We start from the raw sequence: 24,547 nt of genomic DNA on the forward strand, positions 1-24,547 counted from the left end.
CAGAGCCAGACAGTGGTCATGTCGGGATGGGTCCACTCGACCCTGTGCTTCTGGCGGGCAGGGATATTGATGTGATCGCCCGGCCCCAGCTGGACCAGCTGCTGTTGTTGGGTTTGCGGATCGATGAACAGCAGGCTAGCTTCACCCTGCACCACCAGGATCCACTCATGTTCGTCCTGATCGTACCATTCGCCGGGGGCCGTCTGATGGCCATGGGAGAGAATGCGCTCGATCCTCAGGTGATTGGTACTGACCAGATCCTGAAAGAGTTCGGTGGGGAGTGGCGAGGGGATATCGTTCAGCAGATTGCGGGTGTGCATGGGTATCTCCCGTCTGGCGGCGTGAATGGTTACCTGCAGTATAGGTGGGTCGTTTACGCTCGCAGGGGAAGAGGGGCAGCCTGAACCCGTCATATCTGTGCCCGAACGAGAACGTTCCCTGTGATTTTGATGAAAAAATCAGGGAAATCGCTGCAATCCGGATAAATTCTTGCTATTTTGCGCGCCATTAACGCAAACGATTTCCTTCACACTTTCAGGATTAGTTATGGTAAAGCAAGATATGGCCGCCCAATCAGGGAATGGCGGCTTTCTGGACTCTTATTTTTCCATTTCTGCGCGCGGCAGCAGCGTGCGTCAGGAGCTGGTCGCAGGGCTGACCACCTTCCTGGCTATGGTCTACAGCATCATAGTGGTGCCGAACATGTTGGGTGCTGCCGGCTTTGAGCAGGGGCCGGTGTTTGTGGCGACCTGTTTGATCGCCGCCTTCGGCTCTCTGCTGATGGGTCTGTGGGCCAAGCTGCCGATGGCCATCGGTTGTGCCATCTCTCTCACCGCCTTTACCGCCTTCAGCCTGGTGCTGGGGCAGGGGCTGAGTATCCCGGTGGCGCTGGGCGCCATCTTCCTGATGGGGGTGCTGTTCACCCTGATCAGCGTCACTGGCGTGCGCCAGTGGATCCTGGACAACCTCCCCTCCGGCATCGCCCACGGCACCGGCATCGGTATCGGCCTGTTCCTGCTGCTGATCGCCACCAACGGCGTCGGCATGGTGATCAAAAACGAAGGAGCCGGTCTGCCGGTACAACTGGGTGAAGTCACCGCCTTCCCGGTCATCATGACGGTGCTGGGTCTGGCCGCCATCTTTGGTCTGGAGCGTCGCAAGGTGCCGGGCGGCATCCTGATGGTGATCATCGCCATCTCCATCCTCGGCCTCATCTTCGACCCGAAAGTGACCTGGCAGGGCTTCTTCGCCATGCCGAGCCTGACTGGCGAGAAGGGCTCTCTGGTTGGCAGCATGGATCTGCTGGGTGCCCTCAATCCGGTGGTCATTCCGACCGTACTGGCGCTGGTAATGACTGCTGTGTTTGACGCCACCGGCACCATCCGTGCCGTGGCCGGTCAGGCGGGCCTCATCAACGAGCGTGGCCACATCATCAGTGGCGGCAAGGCATTGACTGCCGACTCTGTCAGCAGCATGGTGGCAGGCGCCGTCGGTGGTGCACCGGCTGCCGTCTACATCGAGTCCGCTGCAGGCACTGCCGCCGGTGGCAAGACCGGTCTGACCGCCACCCTGGTCGGAGTGCTGTTCCTGCTGATGATCTTCCTCTCGCCGCTGAGCTATCTGGTACCGGCTTACGCCACCGCACCGGCGCTGATGTACGTCGGCCTGCTGATGTTGGGCAATGTCACCAAGCTAGACTTCAACGACTCGGTCGATGCGCTCTCCGGCATGCTGTGCGCCGTCTTTATCGTGCTCACTTGCAACATAGTCACCGGCATCATGCTGGGCTTCGTGGCCCTGGTGATCGGTCGCCTGTTTGCCGCCGAGTGGAAGAAGCTCAACATCGGTACCGTCATCATCGCCGTGGCGCTGGTTGTTTTCTATGCCGGTGGCTGGGCCATCTAACCCGTCAGCTTATTGCGGTTGTAGCGAAGGGCCCCCGCGGGGCCCTTTTTGTTGGCTGTGAGGCGGCTAACAGTTTTCCTCTTATTTGCTCTGCACTGTTTCAGATTGAAACGCCAACCCCTCTTCTGCTGTTTCAAATCCGAACCAAACAGCCCGTCATTTTTATCCTCTTTTCTGCCGTTAGACTGGCTCCATCAACCATTTGCCCACCCGAGCGGTGGCAAGCCAAGGAGTGAGCCATGAAGAAACTGATCAATGCCGTCGATGCCGTGGTCCGTGAACAGCTGATGGGGATGGCCGCCGCCCACCCCGAGCTCAAGGTGCGTATCGAGCCCCATTTCATCACCCGTGCCGATGCTCCCGTGATGGGCAAGGTGGCGCTGGTCTCCGGCGGTGGCAGCGGCCACGAGCCGATGCACGGTGGCCTGGTGGGCAAGGGGATGCTGGATGGTGCCTGCCCCGGCGAGATCTTCACCTCGCCTACGCCGGATCAGATGTACGAGTGCGGCCAGGCGGTCGATGGCGGCGCTGGCGTACTGTTTCTGGTGAAGAACTACACCGGCGACGTGCTCAATTTCGAGACTGCGGTCGAGCTGCTGCACGGTGACGGGGCCAAGGTGGGCTTCGCCCTCATCGATGACGACGTGGCGGTGAAGGACAGCCTCTATACCGCCGGTCGCCGTGGCGTTGCCACGACCGTGCTGTGCGAGAAGCTGGTCGGTGCCGCTGCCGAGGCGGGCTATGATCTGGCGCGCTGCGAGGCACTGGCCCGCCGCATCAACAACCAGAGCCGCACCATAGGGGTAGCCATGCATGCCTGCACAGTTCCTGCTGCTGGCAAGCCCTCCTTCACCCTGGCGGACAACGAGGTGGAGTTCGGCGTCGGCATCCACGGCGAGCCCGGTATCGAGCGCCGCCCCTTCACCGACCTTAACACCCTGGTGGACGACATGTTCAAGGAGCTGGTCGACAACCGCCCCTACGGCCGCACCCTGCGTCACTGGGACAGAGCCTCCGGCAGCTGGCAGGAGGAGCACACCTTCATCGAGCCGTTCAACAAGGGCGACCGGGTCATTGCGCTGGTCAACAGTCTGGGCGGCACCCCCATCTCCGAGCTCTACGGCGTCTATGGCCGCCTCGCTACCCTGTGCGAAGAGGCGGGCATCCATCTGGTGCGCAACCTGATCGGCCCCTACTGCACCTCCCTCGACATGACCGGCATCTCCATCACCTTGCTCAAGGTGGATGACGAGCTGATGACCCTGTGGGATGCCCCCGTTCACACCCCCGCCCTGCGCCGCGGCTGCTGAGGAATATTCATGTTAAGCAAGCATCAAATCGTCAACTGGCTGCTCGACTGCGAGCACATCTTCACCGAGCAGCGTGACTACCTCACGGCGCTGGATACCGACATCGGCGACGGCGACCACGGCCTCAACATGCAACGCGGTTTCGCCAAGGTGGCCGAGAAGCTGCCGGCGGTGGCGGACAAAGACATCGGGCAGGTGCTGAAAACCACCGGCATGACGCTGCTCTCCTCGGTCGGCGGCGCCAGCGGCCCACTCTACGGCACCTTCTTCATCCGGGCCGCGGCCAGCAGCGATGCCTGCCAGAGCCTGACCCTTGGCCAGCTAGGCAAGATGCTGAGCGACGGGGTGGAGGGGATCGTCTCGCGCGGTCGCGCCGAGCCGGGTGACAAGACCATGTGCGACGCCTGGTGGCCGGCCCTGGCCGCCCTGCAGCAGGCGGAGCAACAAGGCTTGCCGCTGCCCGAGGCGCTGGACAGGGCGGTGGCGGCCGCTGCCGCCGGCACCGAGGCCACCATCCAGATGCAGGCTCGCAAGGGGCGCGCCAGCTATCTTGGCGAGCGCAGTATCGGCCATCAGGATGCCGGGGCCACTTCGACCCTGCTGCTGCTGACCGCCCTGCGTGACAGAGCGAGGTTGTAGACATGATCGGAATCGTAGTGGTCTCTCACAGCGCCATGCTGGCAGCCGGCTTGAAAGCGCTGGCCGATCAGCTGGGCAGCCCGGCGAAACTGTTGCTGGCGGCCGGGGTCGATGACCCCGATCACCCCATCGGCACCGACGCCATCGCCGTGATGAGTGCGATTGAAGAAGCGGATGACGGCAGCGGCGTGCTGGTGCTGATGGATCTTGGCAGCGCCTTGCTCAGCGCCGAGACCGCCCTCGAGTTGCTGCCCCCTGAGTTGAGTGCCCGGGTGCGGCTCTGCCCGGCCCCGCTGGTCGAGGGCACTCTGGCTGCCGTGGTGGCGGCCGGTTCTGGCCTGACGCTGGATGAGGTCGCCGCCGAGGCGCTCGGCGCGCTGGGCCCGAAACAGGCGATGCTGCGGGGCAAGGCGGAGCCGCAGGCCGTTGAAGCCGCTCCTGCGCCCGACGGCGACTGGCTGCGCTGCGAGGTGGTGGTAGACAATGCCCACGGCCTGCACGTGCGCCCCGCCGCCCGCCTGGTGGCCGCCCTCAAGCCCTTTGCCGCCGAACTCAAGCTGCAGAAGGGGGAGAAAGAGGCCAACCCCCGCAGTCTGACCCGGCTCACCATGCTCGACGTGCGCCAGGGGGACCGGCTCACCCTGCTGGCCCGCGGGGAGGATGGTGAGGCCGCCTTGGCCTGCTTCCAGCAACTGGCAGCGGAGCGCTTCGGCGACTGACCTGCCTGCTTCAAGGCGCTGTGCTCGCTCGCCGAGCCTGCACAGCGCCACTGTCATGCAAGTAAAAGACGAAGGAGTCCCCGGCACTGCCGCCCCTTCGCCTCCTTTAGTTTCAAAAGAAGTCTTACGAAATAAAGAGAGAGGGATAAAATATGGACCGCATCATCATCAGCCCCAGCAAATACGTGCAAGGCAACGGGGCCCTCGCCAACATAGGCAACTACGTCAAGGCACTCGGCGCCAAGCCGCTGATCCTAGCCGACGCCTTCGTCACCAAACTGGTAGGCGATGCCGTGGCCACCAGCTTCCACGGCGCCGGTATCAAGCCCGAGTTCGACTGCTTCAACGGCGAGTGCTCCCGCCCCGAGATCGACCGCCTGCTGGCCCGCTGCAAGCAGACGCCGTTTGATGTCATCATCGGCATCGGTGGCGGCAAGACGCTGGATACCGCCAAGTCGGTCGCCTTCTACCAGCAGGTGCCGGTGGTCATAGTGCCGACCATCGCCTCCACCGATGCCCCCACCAGCGCGCTGGCGGTCATCTACACCCCACAGGGGCAGTTCAGCGAATACCTGATGATCCCGACCAACCCCAACATGGTCATCATGGATACCGGCGTGGTCGCCCGCGCCCCGGTGCGGCTCTTGGTCTCCGGCATGGGGGATGCGCTCTCCACCTACTTCGAGGCGCGTGCCAACAAGGTGTCCGGTTGCCAGACCATGGCCGGTGGTGCCTCCACCCTGGCGGCGCAGGCCATCGCCGAGCTCTGCTACCAGACCCTGCTGGCCGATGGCTACAAGGCCAAGCTGGCGGTGGAGCAGGGGCTCTGCACCAAGGCGGTGGAGAACATCATCGAGGCCAACACCTATCTGAGTGGTATCGGCTTCGAGAGCAGCGGTCTGGCCGCCGCCCACGCGGTTCACAACGGCCTGACCCAGCTGGCCGAGTGTCATCACCTCTATCACGGTGAGAAAGTGGCGTTCGGTACTCTGGTGCAGCTGGTGCTGGAGAACGCGCCGATGGCGGAGATTGAGACAGTGCTGGGTTTCTGCCGCTCTATCGGCCTGCCGACCAACCTGCATATGATGGGGGTCAAGGAGCTGGACATGGCGCGCCTGATGGAGGTGGCCAAGGCCTCTACCGCGGAAGGGGAGACCATCCACAACATGCCGTTCAAGGTCACCGCCGAGGATGTGCTGGCGGCCATCGTCACCGCTCACCAGCTGGGGCTGTAACGACCAGCCAGCTTGCCATAGAAAAGGCCCCGCATCTGCGGGGCCTTTTTCATTTTCTGCGAACCGGTATGCAATGGTTCAGGCCGGCGTCAGCCGTGGTAGTCGGCGGGATCGATCTCGAGCAGTTTGAGCCGCCGCCAGAGGGTGGTGCGGCTGATGCCAAGATGCAGGGCCATCTGGCTCACCTGCCCCTTGCAGGCGTGGGCGCAGCGCAAAATGGCCTGGCGTTCCAGCTCGGCCAGGGTGAGCAGCGGCTGCCCCACCACCTCGTCCGCCACCTGCTGATAGCCGTGCCGAATGGCGGCTGGCAGCGCCTCCGGCGGGATTGGCCCCTGACCGGCGTGAAGCAGGGCATGCTCGATGGCGCTGCGCAGCTCCCCCAGATTGCCGGGCCAGGGGTAGGCGAGCAGGCAGTCGAGAGCTGCCGGGCTGAACTGGCGCCCCAGCTCGCGCCCCTGCGCAGCCAGCTGCTGGCTGATGAGGCCGGGCAGATCGGCGCTGCGCTCGCGCAGGCTCGGTAGCCACAGCTCGCACGCCTGCAGGGCATAGAGCAGCTGGCGGCCGAAGTGCCCCTCCTGCACCTTCTGCTCCAGCGCGGCGCTGCTGGTGGCGATGATCCGCACCTTGAGCGGCAGGATACGGGCCGAGTCGAAGCGCTGGAGGCGACCGGTCTTGAGCAGTTGCAGCAGCGCCGCCTGCATGGGGGCAGAGAGGCACTCCACCTGCTCCAGCACCAGGGTGCCGCCGTGGGCCAGTTCGAACTTGCCGGCCCGCTCCTGTCCGGCCTCATCGGAGCCCATCAGCTCCAGCGCCATTCGCTCGCTCGGCAGCGCCTGACAGTTGAGGGTGATGAGCGGCCCGGCGGCCCGTTCGCTGCCGAAGTGGATCGCCTCCGCCAGTTGGGCCTTGCCCACCTCCTCCTCGCCGCGCAGCAGGATGGGGCCCTGGCTTTGGGCTGCCTGCCGGGCGTAACGCAGCAGCTTGCGCATGGCGCTCGACTCCCCCACCAGCGCCGACAGCTCGGGTACCGTCTGGCGCAGCTGACTGATGGCCCGCAGCCGATCGACCGGGTGCAGCAGGGCGATAAAACTGACCCCGTCCGGCCCGGGTAGCGGCTTGAGGCTCACCAGCGCATTGATGAACTCCCCCTCCTGAGCGCCGAGCTTTTCCAGCGTCACCTCCACATGGCTGAGTGGAGTCTGCCCCTTGATGGCGAGCTGTAACCGCTGGGGCAACAGCAGGTGCTGCTCCAGCGGCTGGCCGAGGCAGAGCGCCGGATCGAGCCGCAGCCGATTGGCCGCCAGCGCGTTGAGGTAGCGCAGCCGGCCCTGCGGATCCCAGGCCAGTACGCCGTCATCCATGCCGTCCAGCAGGGCGTAGAGCTCGCTCAGGTGGTGCTGGGACTCCTGCATCAGGGTCTCCATCTGCAGCAGGTGGGCCAGCTCGCGTCCCGCGCTGACGGTGAGCGCCAGATCGCCGGCGCTCGCCTCCTCCACCTTGCAGGTCAGCGCCATGATGGCGACCTGACGGCCGTTGCTGTTGTAGACCGGGCTGGCGCAGCAGTGCCAGGGGTGCAGGGTCTGGTTGAAGTGTTGGGGGCCGCTGACGCAGAGCGGCATCCCCTCCAGCGCCGCCAGGTTGATGGCATTGGTGCCGATGCGCCCCTCGCTGAAGAAGGCTCCGGGGCCAAACCCCAGCGTCGCCAGCTCGCGCAGGGTGTCGGGGTGACCGGTCTGGGCCAGCAGGCAGCCACTCTCGTCGGTGAGCTGCAGGGCGCAGGGGCGCCCCTCCATGAATTCGTAGAGATCCTCGAGCGCCATTTCGCCGGTGGTGAGCAGGTCGCGCTTGCGCTGGCGCAGGCTCTGCAAGGTCTGCCCCTTGGCGCTGTGGGGCGGATGCCAGAGGGTGGCGCTGGTCTGGTGGGCGCAGCGCAGCCAAGAGGCCTGCAGATAGTCAGGCCAGTCCCGGGCTGGCGGCATGGAGGCGGACAGGATGGTCACGACAAGATCCGGCAAAGAGATGAACGCCCATTTAACCACCCTTGCGGGCCCGATTCAGTGACTTGCCTCAGAGGGATGGCAAACTATCCTCGGCGGGAGCGGGGTCGGCAAACTGCAACGCAAGCCAGCGACAGAAGGCGCGGCACTCCGGCATGGCCTCGCTCTCCTGATGCACCAGCAGATGCCACTGCGGCCCCTTGACCCTGTGGGTGGAGAGCGGCAACAGCTGCCCCTGCTGACGGGCGGGACGGGAGAGCCGCTCGCTTACCAGGGCGATGCCGAGCCCCTGGCAGGCGGCGTCCAGCAAGAGGCCGGGATCGGAGAAGTTGAGCCCCCGGGTCTGCAGTTGCAGATCCTCTCCACCCTTGAGGGTCCAGTGGTGCCAGTCCAGCTCCCGCTCCCCGTGCAATGTGGTGCGCTCTGCCGCCGGCAACGCCAGCACGGCGGGGGCGGCCACCGGCAGCAGGCGATCTGTCAGCAGCAACTGGTGACGACACTCGGCCTGGGGGGCCAGCTCCCAGCGCAGGGCGAGATCGATGGTCTGCTCGGCCATGTCGGGCTCTTCGTCGCTGGTGAACAGCCAGAGATCGACCTCGGGATGGGCGCGATGAAAGGCCCCCAGCCGCGGTAGCAGCCAGTGGCGAGCGATGGCTGTGCTGGTGTTGAGCACCAGCTGGTTCGGTTTGCGGTACTGCTCCAGCCGCTGGATCCCCATCGCCAGCTGCAGCAGCACGCTCTGGGTGGTCTCCAGCAGATCCTGCCCCGCATCGGTCAGCGCGACCGAGCGCCCCTGCCGGTGAAACAGCGGCTGGCCCAGCAGCTCTTCCAGCGAGCGGATCTGCTGGCTGATGGCGGACTGGGTCAGGTGCAGCTCCTGCGCTGCCTGATGAAAGCTGCCGAGTCTGGCCGCCGCCTCAAAACCCCGCAGCACGTTGAGCGGGGGCCACTGTTTGAACACCATTGATTAGCTCCACTTATCACTTTTACGGAAAATCGATCGTTTGTTCGCCATCTATGCGGCAGATAGTCTATTACTCAACGCAATTTGATTAACAGTGCTTGTCATTTTGGCCACTCATCGACGGTCAAGAGCGCGATCACCCAAGGAGTTTTTCATGTCATCCCGACGCAACGTCTTGAAACAGCTGGCCGCCATTGGCGCGCTGGCCGGGCTCGGCAACCTGCCGGGCAAGGTCAGTGCAGCCAGCAACAACGCAAGTGAAGATACCGCCACCAGCGGCGAGCCGTTCCATATGCCCGATGAGGCCGCCTCTCAGACCCGGGTCTGGGTCGCCTTTGTCGCCAGCGCGGATATCTGGGGCCGCGATTACCAAGAGGTGCAGGCCACCATAGGCCGGCTGGTGCAGGCCATGGTGCCCTATACCCAGGTGAACGTGCTCTGCCGCGCAGCCGAACAGGCGCTGGCCCGCCAGCTCTGCGGCGAGCAGAACACCCGCTTTGTCGTCGCCGAGCTGGACGACATCTGGCTGCGGGATACCGGCGGCGTCTTCGTCCAGAACGAGGAGGGGGAGCTGGGGCTGGTGGATTTCAACTTCAACGGCTGGGGTGACAAGCAGGAGCACGAACAGGATGCAGGCGTCGCCGAGCTGGTCAGCCAGCAGGCCAAGGTCCGTTATCTGCAGAGCAAGCTGACCGGCGAGGGGGGCGGCATCGAGGTGGATGGCAAGGGGACCGCCATCCTGACCGAGAGCTGCTGGCTCAACAACAACCGCAATCCGGGGGTGAGCAAGGCGCAACTGGAGGCGGAGCTGAAAGCCAATCTGGGGCTGCGCAAAATCATCTGGCTGCCGGGCATCAAGGGCCGTGACATCACAGATGCCCACGTCGATTTCTACGCCCGCTTCGTGCGCCCCGGGGTGGTGGTGGTCAATCTGGACAACGACCCGCAGTCCCACGACTACGAGGTGACCCGCCGGCATCTGGCCATCCTCAAACAGGCCACCGATGCGGACGGCAACAAGTTGGAGCTGCATGTGCTGCCGCCCCCGCTGGACGGGCGGGACAACCGCTTCAGCCGCAGCCGCGACTTCGCCGCCGGTTATATCAACTATCTGTCGATCAATGGTGCGGTGATCGCCCCCGAGTTTGGCGACAAGGCGGCCGACCGCTACTGCCACGAGTTGTTGGCCCGCCTCTACCCCGGCCGCGACATCGTGCAGATCAATATCGATCCGGTGGCCGCCGGTGGTGGTGGCATTCACTGCATCACCCTGCACCAGCCGGCCTGACCCTCATCTACCCACTGATAACCCGGGGCGTTGCCATGCCCCCGGTTATATCGCCATGCCAATACGCCCTCAGACCCATAGCCATAAATCTTGGCCAGATATGCCATATTATCTGTCACCTCGATCACACTCCTGAGTTGTTCAAGATGCTAAATCTTGGTAACGCTTTCCATTGCCACTCTAGAGGTGTATTTTTGCCCCATGGGAAAATAGGTCAAAGAGAAAGTTTTCAATGTATAAGTTTATTAACAAACTTATACAGCCTTTCAGCTAATCGTTGTTAGGCTTTTATACTAATCGAGGCAGCAAAAATGGCGATTGGCTCTGTTGATATAAAAATCCTTTGGGGTAGAGCAGGTGGTAGGTGTTCTCATCCAGATTGCGAAGAAGATCTTACTTCGTTAGTTGAAAATGGGAATTATGTTATAGGGGAAATGGCGCATGTAATAGGAAATAAGCCAACAGCTGCACGAGGAACACCCGAGGGTGGTGCTGATACCTATGATAACCTTATTCTGCTTTGTCCAACCCATCATACTCACATTGATAAAGCTCCCGAGGGTACTTATCCCGTAGAGATGCTGCATGAATGGAAAAGAAATCATGAAGAAAAAATTCGCTATGCGGGAAAAGCAGTAAAGTTTGAAGATTTCCAAAAATTACATACTGCTATAGCCAGATTATTAATTGCCAACAAGGCAATCTTTGATGCTTTTGGCCCAAAAAGTGAAGCTGCGAACGAGGATCCAAGCTCTAATGCATTTATCGTTTGGGAGTTACGTAGAATAGATAAAATTTTGCCTAACAATAGAAGAATACTACATCTTCTTGATGCTAATGAAGAGCTTATTGAAGATATTTCAGTTATTAAAGTCATTGAAAAGTTTCGTGCTCATGTAGAATCATATGAGAAACACGTATATTACAAACTAGATTCTTACCAACTCTTTCCAAGTGAATTTGCAGAGGTATTTTCATAATGTCAAACGGAACTAATTCTTGGGGGGTATCGTACAGTCGTATTGCATGGCTAGAATCAGCTATTCAATCTCACGAAAACGTAAGAGGTTATTCTAGACATGATGACATAATAATGGAGATCGAGAGGATAGATGGACCATCAATAACACTTATATGTTTAGATGAATACACACTAGGCGAAGCGATGGTCCATAGAGTATTGCAAGAATTCCCTACGGTTAACTATATTTCAGTAGGTGGTAACTGGAACGGATATACAGTAGAAGCCAAGAAGCTTTGTTTATCTAAAAAAATTGGTCTTTTCAATTCCAGTGAGTTAACAGGAGCTTTGTGGAAAAATGAATTCTGGAAATACCATAAGCAAGATAAAGATGGGAATCCAATCCATCAGTATAAATAATAGTAATTTACTGAGTGTTTATGGATTCGGTTCTTTTTTCCGAAGCGACACTCCTAATGATTGTGACTTATTATTAGTAGTTAAGGATACTAGTTTTGGCTTAGGGCAACTTCACGCAGTTTTATGCCAAGCCTTTGAAGAACTGGGTGCAAAGCTAAAAATTAAATTTGATCTAACTATTTTAACTGAGCGAGAACATAAACGGCGTCCACTTCGAGAGCATGACCAATTAGTTGAGCTTTTAACTGTACAGAAAAAAAATCCGTAGGTTCGATTAGCCGTCAGGCGTAATCGGACGTTCGCGTCAATCCATTCCCCCGCGATAACAGCCATCCATATTTCCCCTCTGCCAGATGCCGCTGATTCACGGAAATACCGTAACAACGGCATCTCGATCGTCCGATTACGCTTCGCTAATCGAACCTACATGGGGCGGTAATAAACAAAAGAGCCGCCCGATGGGCGGCTCTTTGTATCAGCGATGGATGGCTGAATCGTCTTTTTACTGAATCGTTATTGGGCCTTGGGCGGTTCAACCGCAACGGCCGCCGGTTGGTCGCCTTCCTTGATCCAGGCATCCAGCAGGGTGTAGCCCACTGCCAGCACCACCGGGCCGATAAAGAGGCCGATGATCCCCATCGCCAGCAAGCCGCCGATAACCCCCACCAGAATGAGGATCAGCGGCAGGTCGGCGCCGCGCTTGATCAGGAAGGGGCGCAGGAAGTTGTCCATGGTGCCCGCCAGCAGCGACCAGACCAGCAGGAAGGTGCCCCAGGTGGTGTCGCCGCTCCAGTAGAGGTAGCCGACGCAGGCCAGCAGCACCGGGAAGGGGCCAATCTGGGCGACGATCAGCAGGAACATCACCACCACCAGGATCATGGTGTAGGGAATGCCGGCAATCAGCAGACCGATACCGGCCACCGAGGATTGCACCAGCGCGGTCACCACGACCCCCATGGCCACGGCGCGGATCGCCTGTGAAGCGAGCACTGTGGCGTTGTCGCCGCGCTCGCCGGCCAGCCGGTGGGCGAAGCGGCGAATGCCGGTCGCCACCACTTCACCCGAGTGGTAGAGCAGGCCGCAGATGCCGACGGTCAGCAGGAAGTGGACGAACAGCAGCCCCAAATTGCCCGCCTGGGAGGCGAGCCAGCGGGCAGTCTGGCCGAAGTAGGGGGCAAGCTTGGCGAACAGCACCTGACCACCGCTCGCCAGGATCTGCTGCCAGAAGTCGTAAAGCTTGCCGCCCACCAGTGGCACCTGCTGCAGCCAGAGCAGCTCGGGGGGCGGGGAGTGGCTGATGGTGGTGCCCAGCTCGATCAGCATGGGCGCCTTCTCCGCCACGTTGGCCAGCGCCATGAAGAGCGGGATGACGAACATCAACAGCAGCACCAGGGTCATGAAGAGGGCCGCCAGGGCGCGCTTGCCCCACAGCAGGCGCTGCACCATCAACATCAGCGGCCAGGTGGCGATGGTGATCATGGTGGCCCACACCAGCGCGGGCAGGAAGGGGCGCAGCACCATGAAGCAGGAGACGATGAGGAGGCTGATAAACAGCACTCCCAGGGTTATCTTGGCTAAATCCACTTTTTTCATATTCATAGCAATCCCTTGTCAGGGCCTGGGCCCTTGGGTAGCGGGTCATTATTCACGAGAGAGAGTATCCACCAGAGACCGGCGCTCAACCAGAGCCCCAGGCAACAATAAAGCAGCCACTGGCCGAGCAGAATGAGCCAGGAGCTGGTCAGCCAGAGCGGCAGCGCCCACCACAATGCCCCCAGCGGCAGGCCACCGAGCAGGGCCAGCAAGGGGAGGCGCCAGCCGGCCTGCGCCGTGCGCGGCAGCGGCAACATCATGCCGAGGGTCAGCCCCAGGCTGAAGGTGGCCAGGCCCGCCAGCGCCGAAGATTGGCTCCACCCGGCGGCCAGCGCGCAGGCGAGGGTGAGCCCGGCCCAGCCCCGGCGACTGGCTGCCAGGCCGGCGAGGCGAGGATGCAGGGCCAGCAGCAAGGCGCCAAGTAGCAAACCGGCCGCCACATCCGACAGGAAGTGCACCCCGAGCCAGACCCGGGCCAGTCCGGTCAGGGCGGCCAGCAGCAGGGCCAGGGTGGCACTGCGCCAGGGGCTGGCGGGCCAGCACCCTCTGAGCAACACGCCCCAGAACAGCAACGCAGAGGCGGCGTGGCCGCTCGGCATGCCGAAGCCCTGGGCGCTGCCCTGTGCCAGGGCGGGGTCGAGGTGGAAGGGTCTGGGCCAGCCAATCCCCTCCTTGGCCAGCTGCACCAGCAGGGTGAGGGTCAGCATGGCCAGCAGCAGCTGGCGCACCCGGGGCCAGCCCAGCCAGGGCAGCAGCAAGGGTAGCAGGGCAAGCTGAAAGGCGGCTGAACCGAACAGGTTGCTGACCTCGAGCCAGCGCACCTGGGCACCGAGCCAGGTCTGCAGCTGGTGGATCAGCGGGACTTCCATGCGGTGCAGTGCATTGCCCTCGCCACGAAAATCGGGCAGCCAGAGCACGGGGCTGTCGGGCATGGCGGCCAGTTGGGGGGCTAGCCAGTCGAGCTGGGCCGGGAAACGGCGCTGATCCTCCGGCAACCGGGCCGGCGCGATCAGCCTGGCGTTGAGGATCTCGCCGCCCAGATTGGGGGCCTGCAGCAGGGAGACAAAGCCAGAGCCGGTCTGTGCGCGGATGGGCTCCAGAGTCTCACAGGCAAACAACAGGGCGCGCTGCCATGGCCCCAGCTCGGCGACGACCCGGCCTCGCAGACCGGTCTCTTCATACAACTCCCGCAGTGCCGCCTGTTGCGGCGTCTCCCCTGCATCTATGTAGCCACCGGTCAGGCTGTAGCGGGAGGAGACCCTGTCCTGCACCAGCAACAACTGCTGCTGGTGCTTGACCACGCAGACGGCCGCCGTCGGGGCGGCAAGGAGGGGCGGTGACGACAGCAGGAGGCAGAGCAGCAAAAAACAGTGGCGCAACATGAAGGCCTGACCGATAGGGGGTGATGGACACAAGCGTCACAGAAATCAGATAGTTGGGCAATGGTTTGTGGCCGGGCGCCGGGGCCGGGCCGGCGTGGCAAGCGGGCGACCCGGCGCGCAAGGATTGCCGTGGGGTAAGGCAGTCCCTAGTATTGGCAGCTATGTTATTTCCATGCAGCAAACCTTGGGACCTTCCATGAAACAGTTTGGTTTTTTTCTGGGCATCGCCATCGGTGTCATCCTGATCCTGTTCGGCAGCATCGTCATCTTCCAGGCCCTGCCTGCCGCGCTGGACGTGCTGGAGATGCCGAGCCGCATCCCCTTCGTGCGCGAGGTGTACACCTGGCTGATGACCAGTGCCAGCGGCCTGACCGGCCAGCTGGAGCAGAACTTCCTGGAGGCGTTCCAGACCGTGCTCAAGCTGATCCTGCTCATCACCTTCATGTGGGTCTGCGTCAAGCTGGTCAACATGGGGGTCCTGATCATCCGGGCCGGGGTCGACCTCATCCGCACCGCCATCGAGCACAGCGAGGGCGCCCAGAACAAGAAGTCCGAGCACGACCATCACTTCCAGTGAACGGCTCGCACCATGAAACAGGCCACCTTAGGGTGGCCTGTTTGCATCTGGTACTTACTCTATTCGTGGCAGGTGATCGGCCGGCGGTGGCTGCACCACATCCTGGTAGCGGGCGATGAGCTGCTTGAAGGCCTCCCCCTGTCTGACCTTGTCGAGCGCCTGCTGCAGACGGGCGACCTGCTGTTTGTCCGCCGCCGGGTTGAAGGCGAAGCAGTTGTCCTGATCCGCCAGGGTGGCGACGGTGACGAAGGTATCGGACGAAAAACCGAGCTGCCTGGCCTGATGAAACAGCATCACCTCGTTGCCGGCCACCAGATCGGTGCGGGCCATGATGAGCTGGCGCACCACCTGATCCATGCGCTCCACCGACATCAGGTTGGCGGGGCTGATGCCCCGGTTGAGCAGCAGCTGCTCCCCCACGTCCGCCTGCATCACCCCGATCTGCAGCCTGGTCAGATCGGCCTTGCCGGTCACCTTGGGGGCATCCCGCTTGCGGCCCACCAGCGACACCCGCGAGTGGCTGATGGGGCAGACCCAGAGGAAGTGGGGATCCCGCGCCCGGGTGTGGGCCGTGGTGAACAGCACGGCATCCGGCTGCTGGGTCAGCAGGTACCAGGCCTTGGCCCAGGGCATGAAGTGGATGGGCTGCTCCGGCTCCCCCATCTCCTGCCACATCAGTCTCAACAGCTCTACCGCCAGGCCGGTGCTGTTGCCCTTCTCATCCTGGCCGTTGAACGGCATGTTCTGCTCGGAGTAATAGGTGAACGCCGAGGCGGGCAGGGCGGCCCCCAGACAGCAGCAGACAAACAGACCGAGCAGACGCGACATGGCAGCACTCCTTGCGAAAAGTCGTCTTCATCCAGTTTAGGGAGTTATGCCGAGAAGTTCATGATTTCCGCTGCCAGGGAGCGGGTGGGAGGGGAGTGCGGGAGGGGAAAACAGCCAGGCCATCTTGCGATGGCCTGGGAAGGGGTTACTTGAGCAGAGCTTCCATCTCGGCTTCGGCGGCGGCGCGCGCGGCTTCGGCCTTGGCAGCCGCATCGGCGACCGCCTTGCCGGCGGTGGTGGCATCCGCGCTGCTGACCGCCTGCTTGGCCGGTTCGGTCACGGCCTTGGTGGCCTGCTGCTGCACGGTGGAAGCGGCACTGCTGACTGCCTGCTTGGCAGGCTCTGCCACCGTCTTGGCGGCCTGCTGCTGCGCGGTGGCAGTGGCGTTGCTGACCGCCTGTTTGGCCGGCTCGGTCACTGTCTTGGCAGGCTCTGCCACTGTCTTGGCGGCCTGCGGCTGCACGGTGGCAGCGGCGCTGCTGACCGCCTGCTTGGCGGGTTCGGTCACCGTCTTGGCGGCCTGCTGCTGTACGGTGGCATCCGCGCTGCTGACCGCCTGCTTGGCGGGCTCGGTCACTGTCTTGGCGGCCTGTTGCTGCACGGTGGCAGCGGCGCTGCTGACTGCCTGCTTGGCGGGCTCTGCCACCGTCTTGGCAGCCTGTTGCTGGACGGTGGTCGTGGCGTTGCTGACCGCCTGCTTGGCAGGCTCGGTTACGGCCTTGGTGGCCTGCTGTTGTACGGTAGCAGTGGCACTGCTGGCTGCCTTGCCGGCTTGTTGCTGGGCCGAGGTAGCGGCGCCGTTCACGACCTGCTGGGTGGTGTCAGCCATGGTCTTGCTGGCGCCCTGCTGCAGGGAACCCAGCACGCTGCCGAAGAGCGAGCTGCCGGTGGCCGCGCCGCTCAGGCTGTTGGTGGCACCGGAGAGCGCACTGGCTGCCGGATTGCCCTGCGCCTGCCAGTTCTGCATCTCGCTGGGCCAGCTCGGAGCGCTGGCCGCCAGGTTCTCGCCAAAGACCTGGGGCGTGCCGTCTCCCTTGAGCAGCATCACGGACATCTGGTTGGTCTGCGAGTTCCAGACCATGCCTGCCTGCTTGGCCACCTCGGGCATGGGGGCATAGCGGGAGACCACGTAGAACAGCGGCCCCTCCTGCTGCAGCTCGTTGGCGGTCTTGAGCAGCTGCATGGTGCTGTCGTAGTTGGGGCCGAGGATGGCGGTCATCCGGTCCTTGATCAGGGGCTGTTCAAACAGGTTGGCCTGGTTGGGATCGAAGCCGACCAGGGGTTTGAGCAGGGCCCACATCAGCTGGCTGGTGGGGCTCATCATCAGCAGGGGGGCAACGCAGGCGGACAACATCAGGCTCAGGCAGGCCGCCTGGAGCAACGGCATGATACGCATTGGGATAATATCCAAATAACGATTTGATTAATAAGGTTATATTTGTCTGGGGCCGACAAATTCAACGGGTTTTCCTGGCCCGGTTCTGAGACGGGCGGGCAGGCGCTGGCAGGCTACCATATTGGCTTGGGAATGCCAGAGAGGGCATCGCTTATTAATCAAGTTTGTGCGGCTGCCGGTCGCTTCCATTCTTCATCAAGCGAGGAGTGACATCATGAATTCAGGCAAGAGGGCAGGCAGCTGGCTGCTGCTGGCGCTGCTGGGCGGTGCGACCGGTATCGGCGTGGCGGCAGAACCGAAGCGGACGGAAGTGGGCAGCGAGCTGGTGTTGCCGCTGGGATCGCTGCCGGAGCGGGTCTGCTGGTATCAGGATCAGAAGTATTCGGCAGGGGCCCGGATCCGGCAGGGTGATGACTGGCTGGAGTGCGCTGCGCAAAACGAACAGGAGAGCAACGGGCCTCTGGTCTGGCGCGAGCCACAAAGGGCGTCGGATGTGGCTGGCAAGGCGACGCAGAGCGGCACCATCACCGTGGGCCAGTGAGGCTTTTCTTGATCCAGCTAAAGACATGGACGTGACCTCTATCGCATAATGCGGCTCTTTTCCTCTCTTGACTGGGACTTCAGAAATGGCTCGTCGCTCTTCCAACACTCAACGTCGTCGCAACAGCTGGTGGTACAAACGCCTGTTGGTACGGGAACGTGCAGAGCGCGAAGCGCGTTCCGTTCGAGATTGATACTGCAGTGAAACACGGAGCCTCTGGCTCCGTTTTTTATTCATCATGCGCCGTGATGATGCGGGGGCCCTTGGGCCCCCGTTTTGTTTGTCCGCCGCCCGGTGCAGCCAGCGGACGGGGCCGTTCACCTGTTTCGGCTCGCGGCGCTGACCCATGACGATAGTTGCCGGATCGTCCGCGCAAATAACCGTGGCAGGGGGATGACCGGACCCTTCTGATACTGCATGATGAAGTTTTCGAGAAGGAGCCTCAGATGCAGATCACCATTCGTCACGCCGAACCGGCCGATGCCCCCGCCTTGCGGGATCTCTATGCCATGCCCAATGCCCAGGCGGGCACCCTGCAACTGCCCTATCCGACCCTGGGGGTCTGGCAGAAGCGACTGGAGAGCGGCAGCGTGGTGGCGCTGGTGGCTGAGGTTGACGGTCTGCTGGTGGGGAATATTTCACTCCATATCGAGCCCAACCCGAGGCGCAAACACGTGGCCTGTATCGGCATGGGGGTGCGGGATGACTGGGCGGGCAAGGGAGTGGGCTCTGCCCTGTTGGGGGCCGCGCTGGAGATGGCCGACAACTGGCTCAACCTGCGCCGCATCGAGCTGACCGTCTATGCCGACAATGCAGCGGCGCTGGCGCTCTATCGCAAGTTCGGCTTCATCGAGGAGGGGCTGGCCCGTGGTTTCGCCTTTCGCCAGGGTGAGTATGTGGACGCCCTCTATATGGCGAGGATCCGGCCATGATCGACTACCGCCGCCGGCTCATCCCGGTGCTGCGGGCGCTGGAGCAGGATCCGGATCTCTCCATCGAGGCGCTGGCGGAGCGGGCCTGTCTCTCCCTCTACCATTTTCACCGGGTGTTCACCGCCGTGGCGGGGGAAGCCCCGGGCGAGATGTGCCGGCGCCTGCGCATGCAGCGTGCCGCCTGGCAGCTCTGCTACACAGATGCCAGCGTCACCGCCATCGCGCTGGGGGCGGGGCTCGGCAGCTCCCAGGCGTTCGCCAAGGCGTTTCGTCGCTACTATGGCTGTACCCCGGGGGAGTTTCGCCGCGACAAGGGCAAGAACGGACACCTGGAGAGCAAGGATGGACACGCATGGGATGCTCTGTCCCCTTATGCTGAAGGCCACTCATCAGCAAGGAGCAACACCATGAAAACCGTCGAGATGGATGCCCGTACCCTGGCCTATGTGCGGGTCACCGGTCCCTATGGCGAAGGCTATGATGCCGTCTGCGGTCGCCTGCACCAGTGGGCCGCCGCCCGCGGGCTGGAGGGCGGGGAGTGGATCTTCATCTACCACGACAACCCTGAGGTGACGCCGCCGGCCCAGTGCCGCACCGATATCGGCATCACTGTGCCGCCCCAGACTCGGGGCGAGGGGGAGGTGGAGACCCAGCTTATTCCGGCTGGGCGCTATGCCCAGTCCCGCTACCTCATCACCGACCGCAGCCAGTACGGGCCGCGCTGGCAGGAGCATGTGGGCGACATAGTGGCGGCCGGGCTGGAGTTCGGCAGCGGTCCCTGCTTCGAGCTCTACCACAGCGTGAGCAACGATCCCCTGCGCGATGACGTGAGCTTCTGCTCCAGCGTGCGCTAGACGTGCGGCAATAAAACGAGGCGCCTGTGGGCGCCTCGTTTTATTTGGGATGAAGGCTGACCGTTACCTCATCAGGGCTGGCTGGGCACCTTGTCCCGCCGGGATTTCCACCACCAGCGCAGGCGGATCTGGGAGATCAGCATACCCGCCAGCATCAGGGCGCAGCCGACGAAGGCGCGCTCGTCCAGGTGTTCCCCCAGCAGCAGGACACCGCCGATGGCGGCGAACACCGTCTCCAGGCTGAGGATAATGGCGGCATGGGCCGGGTGGGCGCCGCGTTGGCCTACCACCTGCAAGGTGTAACCCACCCCCACCGACACCAGGCCGGCATAGAGCAGCGCCTGCCAGCCGGCCACGGCACCGGCCACCGAGGGGGTCTCGATGAGGAAGGCGGTGGCCAGGCTGAGCAGGCCGCACACCACGAACTGCACCCCGGCGAGGCGAATGGGGGCGACCCGGCTCGAGTAGTGATCCAGTACCAGCAGGTGCACCGCCCAGAACAGGGCCCCCACCACCTGCAGCAGGTCGCCGTAGCCGATGGTGAAGTCCTCGGTAACGCTGAGGTAGTAGAGTCCCGCCATGGCGATGAGGGCGCCGACCCAGGTGTTGGCCCCCGTCTTGTGGCGCAGGGCCAGGCCGATGACGGGCACCAGTATGATGTAGAGGCCGGTGATGAAGCCCGCTTTGGCGGCCGTGGTGTAGAGCAGCCCCACCTGTTGTAGCGAGGCGGCGCTGAACAGCACGGTACCTGCGATGAGGCCGCCGGTCAGCAGCAGGCGGCGATCTCCGGCCTGCCCGCCCGGCTGGCGGGATTTGAGCCACCACAAGAGCGGCAGCAGGGAGAGGGCCCCCAGCAGAAAGCGCAGGCCGTTGAAGGTGTAAGGCCCCATGTGGTCCATCCCGAGCCGCTGGGCGACGAAGCCCAGCCCCCAGATGGCGGCGGCCATCAATAACATCATGTTCGAACGCATAGATTCATCCCTGAAAGACGGACGGGCAGGGCCGTGCCGCAAAGCGCCAGCCTCCAAGATAACCGTGAGCGGGGGGATTTGTCTTGCGCTGTCGGTGAGGTTGGCGGCGTGAGCGGTTATCCCGCTGCACTGCCGCAGGCCGGGGGAGTTAGCCGTTGGCGATTCTGGCCAGCAGGGGAATGAGGGCGAGCAGCAAGAGGTTGCCACGCAGGATCCAGATCACCCAGAACTGCTGTTGAATGGAGACCATGGGGGCGCGTCCCTGACGCAGGGAGCGGCGCCAGCGATAGAAGAGGCGGCTGGGGTAGCCAAAGCTGATGGCCATCACGAAGAACAGCAGCAGCTTGGTGCGGTAGCCCGGATTGGCAAGCAGCACGGCCGGTTCGTCGGGGTGAGCGAGCACCTGCAGCACCCCGGTGATGAAGATGAGCAGCAGGGCCAGCGCCGCCAGGCCGTCGGCCAGCAGCAGCTTGCGCACCTGCTCGATGGACATGCCGCGGCGGAACAGGAAATATTCGGAGGTGATCGCCCCGGTCAGGGTGATCACGGCGCAGTAGTGCAGCGCCATCAACAGGTCCGGGTTCAGCATCCGTGTCGATTACCTCTAATTGAGCAGATAAACAGCTTCCTTTTGGACGCCATCTCGCGCTGCTGATATTCTGACACTACGCGTGGTCTGGCAATAGCAGGAGTCAGGATTGGTTAAACGAGCGGTCGCCAAAAAAACCTGGTCCCTGGTGACAAGGATGCGTATGGGTCTGCTTTTGCTGTTCATTCCGGTGTTGATGCTGGGTGGTATCTACTACCTGCACATGGAGCGGAGTCTGCAAAGCGAGCTGCAGCAACGCCTGCTCGCCACCAACCACCAGCTTCGTCACGTCTTCATCGAGCCCTATCTGCACGAGATGGAGCGCCAGTTCACCCTCATCTACGACAGGGTCAAGGTTGAGGACATCAGCGGCCCCCGCCTGCTCAACACCGAGACCTATCTGAAGGAGTGGCAGCTCTACAAGGGGATCATGGCCGATCTGGTCTACATCTATGTCGGCACCGCCGAGCGCCAGATGCTGATCTACCCCGATTGGCAGGCGGATGCCAACTTCGATCCCAGGGTGCGTCCCTGGTATCAGCTGGCCAGCCAGCACGTGGGCAAGATGGTCTGGACCGAGCCCTATTACGACTACACCAACGGCAACCTGGTGATCGCCCTGGCGCGGGCCCTGACCGACAGAGAGGGCAAGGTGCGCGGGGTCCTTGCGGTCGATGCCATCCTGGCTCCCTTCTCCGCCCAGCTGAATCGTCAGCTGGGTGAGGGCTACCAGATGATCGTCAACCAGTCCGGCAAGGTGCTGGCCCATCCTGACGCGGCCCAGCTGCTCAAGCCCATGACCCACCCAGAATGGCTCGCTCGCTTCACTCAGGAGGACGGCATCTTTCTGGACAAGGACTCCCGCCAGTTCGTGGCCTACAGCAGGCTGCAGGAGCGCAACTGGGTGCTGATCAGCGTGCAGCCGGCGGCCAGCGTGATGGCGGTGGTGGACAGGGTCTCCCTCAATGTGCTGCTGATGGTGGCACTGGCCTGTGTGCTCTACCTGATGCTGGCGCTGATCTGGTCCCGCTATTTTCGCCGCATGCTCGACGAGATCTCGAGCATGATCCGGGCCAGCCGGATGGAGCCTGACGGGGTACCCCTGGGGGGCATGCGCGAGCTCAGGCACGTCTATGCCGAGCTGGCCGAGGTGAGCAAGGATTATCACGAGGCGCGCCAGCAGGCCAACCTGGACAAGCTGACCGGCCTCTACAATCGCCGCTTCTTCGACGAACGTTTCAACCGACTGCTGCAGGATCAGCAGCCGTTCTGCCTGGCCATGGTGGATCTGGACGACTTCAAGCGGGTCAACGACACCTTCGGTCATCAGACCGGGGATGTGGTGCTCAAGCGGGTGAGCCAGCTAGGCCGGGCCCTGCTGGGGGATCACGGCTGGGTCTGCCGTTACGGTGGCGAAGAGCTGGTGGTGTTGCTGGTCAACCCGGACATCCACTTCTGCCAGATGCTGCTGGAGCAGTTCCGCAAGGGGGTGGAGTCACTGGACTGGCGCGAGCCGGGGCTCAGGATCACCTTGAGCGGCGGGCTGGTGGCCAGCCGGGCGGGGATGGATGGCAAGGCGCTGCTGGCGGCGGTCGATGCCGAGGTGTATCGCGCCAAACGCGACGGCAAGAACTGCATCCATCTGGGCCGAGCAGAGGCGAAGGGGCAGGAGGAGACGCCCCCTGCCGACGATGCACTGCTGAGCAACGAAGAGGCCTGAGGGCCTCTTCTTCATTCAGGAGGCCAACTGCCACTCGAGGGTGGGCCAGGCCTGCTCGGTGGCGATCTGGCGCAGCCTCGGGGCGGGATTGACCGCATGGGGGTGGGTCACCGCCTGCAGCAGCGGCAGGTCGTTGTGGGAGTCGCTGTAGCCGTGGCTCTCCCGCCAGGGGTCGGCGCTTGCGGCAAACAGCTGGTTGATGCGGGCCACCTTGCCCTCGCGAAAACTGAGGGTGCCGCGGGTCTGGCCGGTCAGCATGCCGGCCTCTTCATCCAGCAGGATGGCCACGCAGTGATCCATCCCCAGCATCTGCGCCATGGGGGCCACCAGATGCTCACCGGAGGCGGAGATGAGCACCAGCTCGTCGCCCCGCTTGCGGTGCCACTCGATGCGCTCCACCCCCTCAGGGTAGATGCGCTCGCGCAGCACCTGTTCGGCAAAGCGGGCACAGAGCGGGTCGAGCCATTGGCGCGACTTGCCTGCCAGCGGCTGCAGGGTGAAGGCCATGTACTGGTGCATGTCCATCTTGCCCTGATGGTAGAGGGACATCATGGCCTGCTCCTCGGCGATCATGTCGGCCGGGGCCAGCTCCTCGGTCACCATGTACTCCAGCCAGAGGCTGGCGGAATCCCCCGCAATCAGGGTCTCGTCCAGATCAAACAGTGCCAGTGCCATGGGCGCTCCTCGCAGTGAAAATGGAAATGTAATGGGGCGTCATGCTACCTCACAGAGTTGATCCCGGGCCACCGCCAGGGTCACGGCGCTGCCCACCGGCAGCAGATCCCGGGCCGAGCGGTTGAGGCAGTCCACCGTCAGCAGGCCCGCCGCGCAGCTCACCTGATAGCGGATCACGTTGCCGAGCAGCTGCTGCCCGCTGATAACCCCTGGCAGGTGCGGCTCGTCGCTGCGGACGCCGGCCGGCAGCAGGGAGAGGGACTCCGGTCGCAGCGCCAGCTTGCCACGGCAGTGCTGGCCGAACAGGGCCTTGGCCTGCTCGCCATCGAGCAGGTTGTAGTTGCCGATAAAGCCCGCCACGAAGGCATCGGCGGGGCGGGTGTAGATCTCCTCCGGCGTGCCGCTCTGGACGATGGATCCCTTGTTCATCAGGAAGATCCGGTCCGACATGGTGAGCGCCTCCTCCTGATCGTGGGTGACGAAGATGGTGGTGAGCTCGAGGCGCTGCTGGATCTCGCGGATCTGCTGGCGCAGGCTGCGGCGGATGCGGGCATCCAGCGCCGAGAGCGGCTCGTCCAGCAGCAGGATCCGCGGCTGCACCACCAGAGCGCGGGCCAGGGCCACCCGCTGGCGCTGGCCACCGGAAAGCTCGGCCGGATAGCGGCGCTCGAAGCCGGTCAGCTCCACCAGCGCCAGCGCCTCCTGCACGCTGGCGGCCAGATCCCGTCCCGGCTGGGGCTTCATCTTGAGGCCGAAGGCGACGTTGTCCTGCACCGTCATGTTGGGGAACAGGGCATAGCTCTGGAACACCATGCCGATGCCCCGCTTCTGGGGTTCCTGCCAGGTGATCTCCTCACCGGCCACCCGCACCTGGCCGCCATCCACCGGGGTGAGCCCGGCCAGCGCCCGCAGCAGGGTGGACTTGCCGCAGCCGGAGGGGCCGAGCAGGGTCACCAGCTCCCCCTTGCGGATGCCGAATTCGATCCCCTCGAACACACTGGTGTCGCCGTAGGATTTGTGCAGTTGATTCACTTCTAGATGGAACATCTTG

25 protein-coding genes are annotated in these 24,547 nt (G+C 62.9%); 14 read left to right on the top strand and 11 right to left on the bottom strand.

Annotated elements, in window-relative coordinates; genetic code table 11:
* Positions 1-320, bottom strand: a 320-nt coding sequence (locus G5134_RS18020) for a cupin domain-containing protein (protein ID WP_336291972.1), incomplete at its 3' end; no start/stop codon positions are given.
* 226 nt (positions 321-546) lie between these two features.
* Here G5134_RS18020 and G5134_RS18025 point away from each other — a divergent pair.
* The 5 genes from G5134_RS18025 (at position 547) to G5134_RS18045 (ending at position 5,808) form a co-directional block, all read left to right on the top strand.
* Positions 547-1,905 carry an NCS2 family permease gene (locus tag G5134_RS18025; protein ID WP_065017551.1) on the top strand — a complete coding sequence of 453 codons (1,359 nt, stop codon included), beginning with the start codon at positions 547-549 and terminating at the stop codon, positions 1,903-1,905.
* A gap of 239 nt (positions 1,906-2,144) precedes the next feature.
* Positions 2,145-3,215 carry a dihydroxyacetone kinase subunit DhaK gene (gene dhaK, locus G5134_RS18030; protein WP_065017552.1) on the top strand — a complete coding sequence of 357 codons (1,071 nt, stop codon included), beginning with the start codon at positions 2,145-2,147 and terminating at the stop codon, positions 3,213-3,215.
* A 9-nt stretch (positions 3,216-3,224) separates the two neighbouring features.
* A complete protein-coding gene (gene dhaL / locus G5134_RS18035) occupies positions 3,225-3,854 on the top strand; it encodes a dihydroxyacetone kinase subunit DhaL (RefSeq protein ID WP_017765520.1) in 630 nt (209 codons plus the stop codon).
* Positions 3,855-3,856: 2 nt separating this feature from the next.
* Positions 3,857-4,573 (top strand): dihydroxyacetone kinase phosphoryl donor subunit DhaM, encoded by a 717-nt coding sequence (gene dhaM / locus G5134_RS18040; RefSeq protein ID WP_065017553.1) that lies wholly within the window; start codon positions 3,857-3,859, stop codon positions 4,571-4,573.
* 152 nt (positions 4,574-4,725) lie between these two features.
* Positions 4,726-5,808: a glycerol dehydrogenase gene (locus G5134_RS18045; protein WP_065017554.1), complete on the top strand. Its 1,083-nt coding sequence runs from the start codon at positions 4,726-4,728 to the stop codon at positions 5,806-5,808.
* An 89-nt stretch (positions 5,809-5,897) separates the two neighbouring features.
* On the opposite strand, the gene dhaR is transcribed toward G5134_RS18045, so the two are convergent.
* Positions 5,898-7,808, bottom strand: a complete 1,911-nt coding sequence (gene dhaR, locus G5134_RS18050) for a dihydroxyacetone kinase operon transcriptional regulator DhaR (protein WP_197495607.1) — start codon at positions 7,806-7,808, stop codon at positions 5,898-5,900.
* 67 nt (positions 7,809-7,875) lie between these two features.
* A complete protein-coding gene (locus G5134_RS18055; protein WP_065017555.1) occupies positions 7,876-8,769 on the bottom strand; it encodes a LysR family transcriptional regulator in 894 nt (297 codons plus the stop codon).
* Positions 8,770-8,923: 154 nt separating this feature from the next.
* Between G5134_RS18055 and G5134_RS18060 the strand changes: the two genes are divergently transcribed.
* The 4 genes from G5134_RS18060 to G5134_RS18075 all read left to right on the top strand — a co-directional run bounded on the left by G5134_RS18060 (position 8,924) and on the right by G5134_RS18075 (position 11,706).
* On the top strand, positions 8,924-10,057 hold the full coding sequence (locus G5134_RS18060) for an agmatine deiminase family protein (protein WP_065017556.1): 1,134 nt from the start codon (positions 8,924-8,926) through the stop codon (positions 10,055-10,057).
* 311 nt (positions 10,058-10,368) lie between these two features.
* A complete protein-coding gene (locus G5134_RS18065) occupies positions 10,369-11,037 on the top strand; it encodes an HNH endonuclease signature motif containing protein (protein WP_080761028.1) in 669 nt (222 codons plus the stop codon).
* Positions 11,037-11,438 carry a hypothetical protein gene (locus G5134_RS18070; protein WP_155292476.1) on the top strand — a complete coding sequence of 134 codons (402 nt, stop codon included), beginning with the start codon at positions 11,037-11,039 and terminating at the stop codon, positions 11,436-11,438. Before G5134_RS18065 ends, G5134_RS18070 begins: the two co-directional genes overlap by 1 nt.
* Positions 11,410-11,706, top strand: coding sequence for a hypothetical protein (locus tag G5134_RS18075; RefSeq protein ID WP_082970021.1), 297 nt, complete (start codon positions 11,410-11,412; stop codon positions 11,704-11,706). The genes G5134_RS18070 and G5134_RS18075 overlap by 29 nt, the downstream gene beginning before the upstream one ends.
* 245 nt (positions 11,707-11,951) lie before the next feature.
* Here G5134_RS18075 and ydiK read toward each other — a convergent pair whose 3' ends face one another.
* Both ydiK and G5134_RS18085 read right to left on the bottom strand, forming a co-directional pair.
* Positions 11,952-13,037, bottom strand: a complete 1,086-nt coding sequence (gene ydiK, locus G5134_RS18080; protein ID WP_065017557.1) for an AI-2E family transporter YdiK — start codon at positions 13,035-13,037, stop codon at positions 11,952-11,954.
* The gene (locus tag G5134_RS18085; protein ID WP_065017558.1) at positions 13,034-14,413 is read right to left on the bottom strand and encodes a phosphatase PAP2 family protein; all 1,380 of its coding nucleotides are present in this window, start codon (positions 14,411-14,413) and stop codon (positions 13,034-13,036) included. The genes ydiK and G5134_RS18085 overlap by 4 nt, the downstream gene beginning before the upstream one ends.
* Before the next feature lie 196 nt (positions 14,414-14,609).
* Between G5134_RS18085 and G5134_RS18090 the strand changes: the two genes are divergently transcribed.
* Positions 14,610-14,990 (top strand): hypothetical protein, encoded by a 381-nt coding sequence (locus tag G5134_RS18090; protein ID WP_005306207.1) that lies wholly within the window; start codon positions 14,610-14,612, stop codon positions 14,988-14,990.
* A 54-nt stretch (positions 14,991-15,044) separates the two neighbouring features.
* Here the strand turns inward: G5134_RS18090 and G5134_RS18095 are convergent, their stop codons facing one another.
* Together G5134_RS18095 and G5134_RS18100 are read right to left on the bottom strand one after the other, a co-directional pair.
* Positions 15,045-15,818 carry a substrate-binding periplasmic protein gene (locus tag G5134_RS18095; RefSeq protein WP_017787909.1) on the bottom strand — a complete coding sequence of 258 codons (774 nt, stop codon included), beginning with the start codon at positions 15,816-15,818 and terminating at the stop codon, positions 15,045-15,047.
* Positions 15,819-15,963: 145 nt separating this feature from the next.
* Positions 15,964-17,214: a hypothetical protein gene (locus G5134_RS18100; RefSeq protein ID WP_065017559.1), complete on the bottom strand. Its 1,251-nt coding sequence runs from the start codon at positions 17,212-17,214 to the stop codon at positions 15,964-15,966.
* Between the two features lie 214 nt (positions 17,215-17,428).
* Between G5134_RS18100 and G5134_RS18105 the strand changes: the two genes are divergently transcribed.
* The 3 genes from G5134_RS18105 (at position 17,429) to G5134_RS18115 (ending at position 19,541) form a co-directional block, all read left to right on the top strand.
* Positions 17,429-17,755, top strand: coding sequence for a YnjH family protein (locus G5134_RS18105; RefSeq protein WP_065017560.1), 327 nt, complete (start codon positions 17,429-17,431; stop codon positions 17,753-17,755).
* A gap of 446 nt (positions 17,756-18,201) precedes the next feature.
* Positions 18,202-18,687: a GNAT family N-acetyltransferase gene (locus G5134_RS18110; RefSeq protein ID WP_005306188.1), complete on the top strand. Its 486-nt coding sequence runs from the start codon at positions 18,202-18,204 to the stop codon at positions 18,685-18,687.
* Positions 18,684-19,541: an AraC family transcriptional regulator gene (locus G5134_RS18115; RefSeq protein ID WP_017782148.1), complete on the top strand. Its 858-nt coding sequence runs from the start codon at positions 18,684-18,686 to the stop codon at positions 19,539-19,541. Before G5134_RS18110 ends, G5134_RS18115 begins: the two co-directional genes overlap by 4 nt.
* A 71-nt stretch (positions 19,542-19,612) precedes the next feature.
* On the opposite strand, the gene G5134_RS18120 is transcribed toward G5134_RS18115, so the two are convergent.
* On the bottom strand, positions 19,613-20,512 hold the full coding sequence (locus G5134_RS18120) for a DMT family transporter (RefSeq protein ID WP_421232107.1): 900 nt from the start codon (positions 20,510-20,512) through the stop codon (positions 19,613-19,615).
* A gap of 148 nt (positions 20,513-20,660) precedes the next feature.
* The gene (locus tag G5134_RS18125; RefSeq protein WP_005306181.1) at positions 20,661-21,101 is read right to left on the bottom strand and encodes a DUF2214 family protein; all 441 of its coding nucleotides are present in this window, start codon (positions 21,099-21,101) and stop codon (positions 20,661-20,663) included.
* Between the two features lie 109 nt (positions 21,102-21,210).
* Between G5134_RS18125 and G5134_RS18130 the strand changes: the two genes are divergently transcribed.
* Positions 21,211-22,821, top strand: a complete 1,611-nt coding sequence (locus tag G5134_RS18130) for a sensor domain-containing diguanylate cyclase (protein WP_206866007.1) — start codon at positions 21,211-21,213, stop codon at positions 22,819-22,821.
* A gap of 15 nt (positions 22,822-22,836) precedes the next feature.
* Here G5134_RS18130 and G5134_RS18135 read toward each other — a convergent pair whose 3' ends face one another.
* A complete protein-coding gene (locus G5134_RS18135; RefSeq protein WP_206866006.1) occupies positions 22,837-23,496 on the bottom strand; it encodes an HAD family hydrolase in 660 nt (219 codons plus the stop codon).
* 39 nt (positions 23,497-23,535) lie between these two features.
* Complete coding sequence (locus G5134_RS18140; protein ID WP_421232108.1) at positions 23,536-24,543, bottom strand: ABC transporter ATP-binding protein; 1,008 nt, start codon at positions 24,541-24,543, stop codon at positions 23,536-23,538.
* Positions 24,544-24,547 lie beyond the last annotated feature (4 nt).

Source organism: Aeromonas sp. 600276 (genome assembly GCF_049175815.1).
Classification (GTDB): domain Bacteria; phylum Pseudomonadota; class Gammaproteobacteria; order Enterobacterales; family Aeromonadaceae; genus Aeromonas; species Aeromonas dhakensis.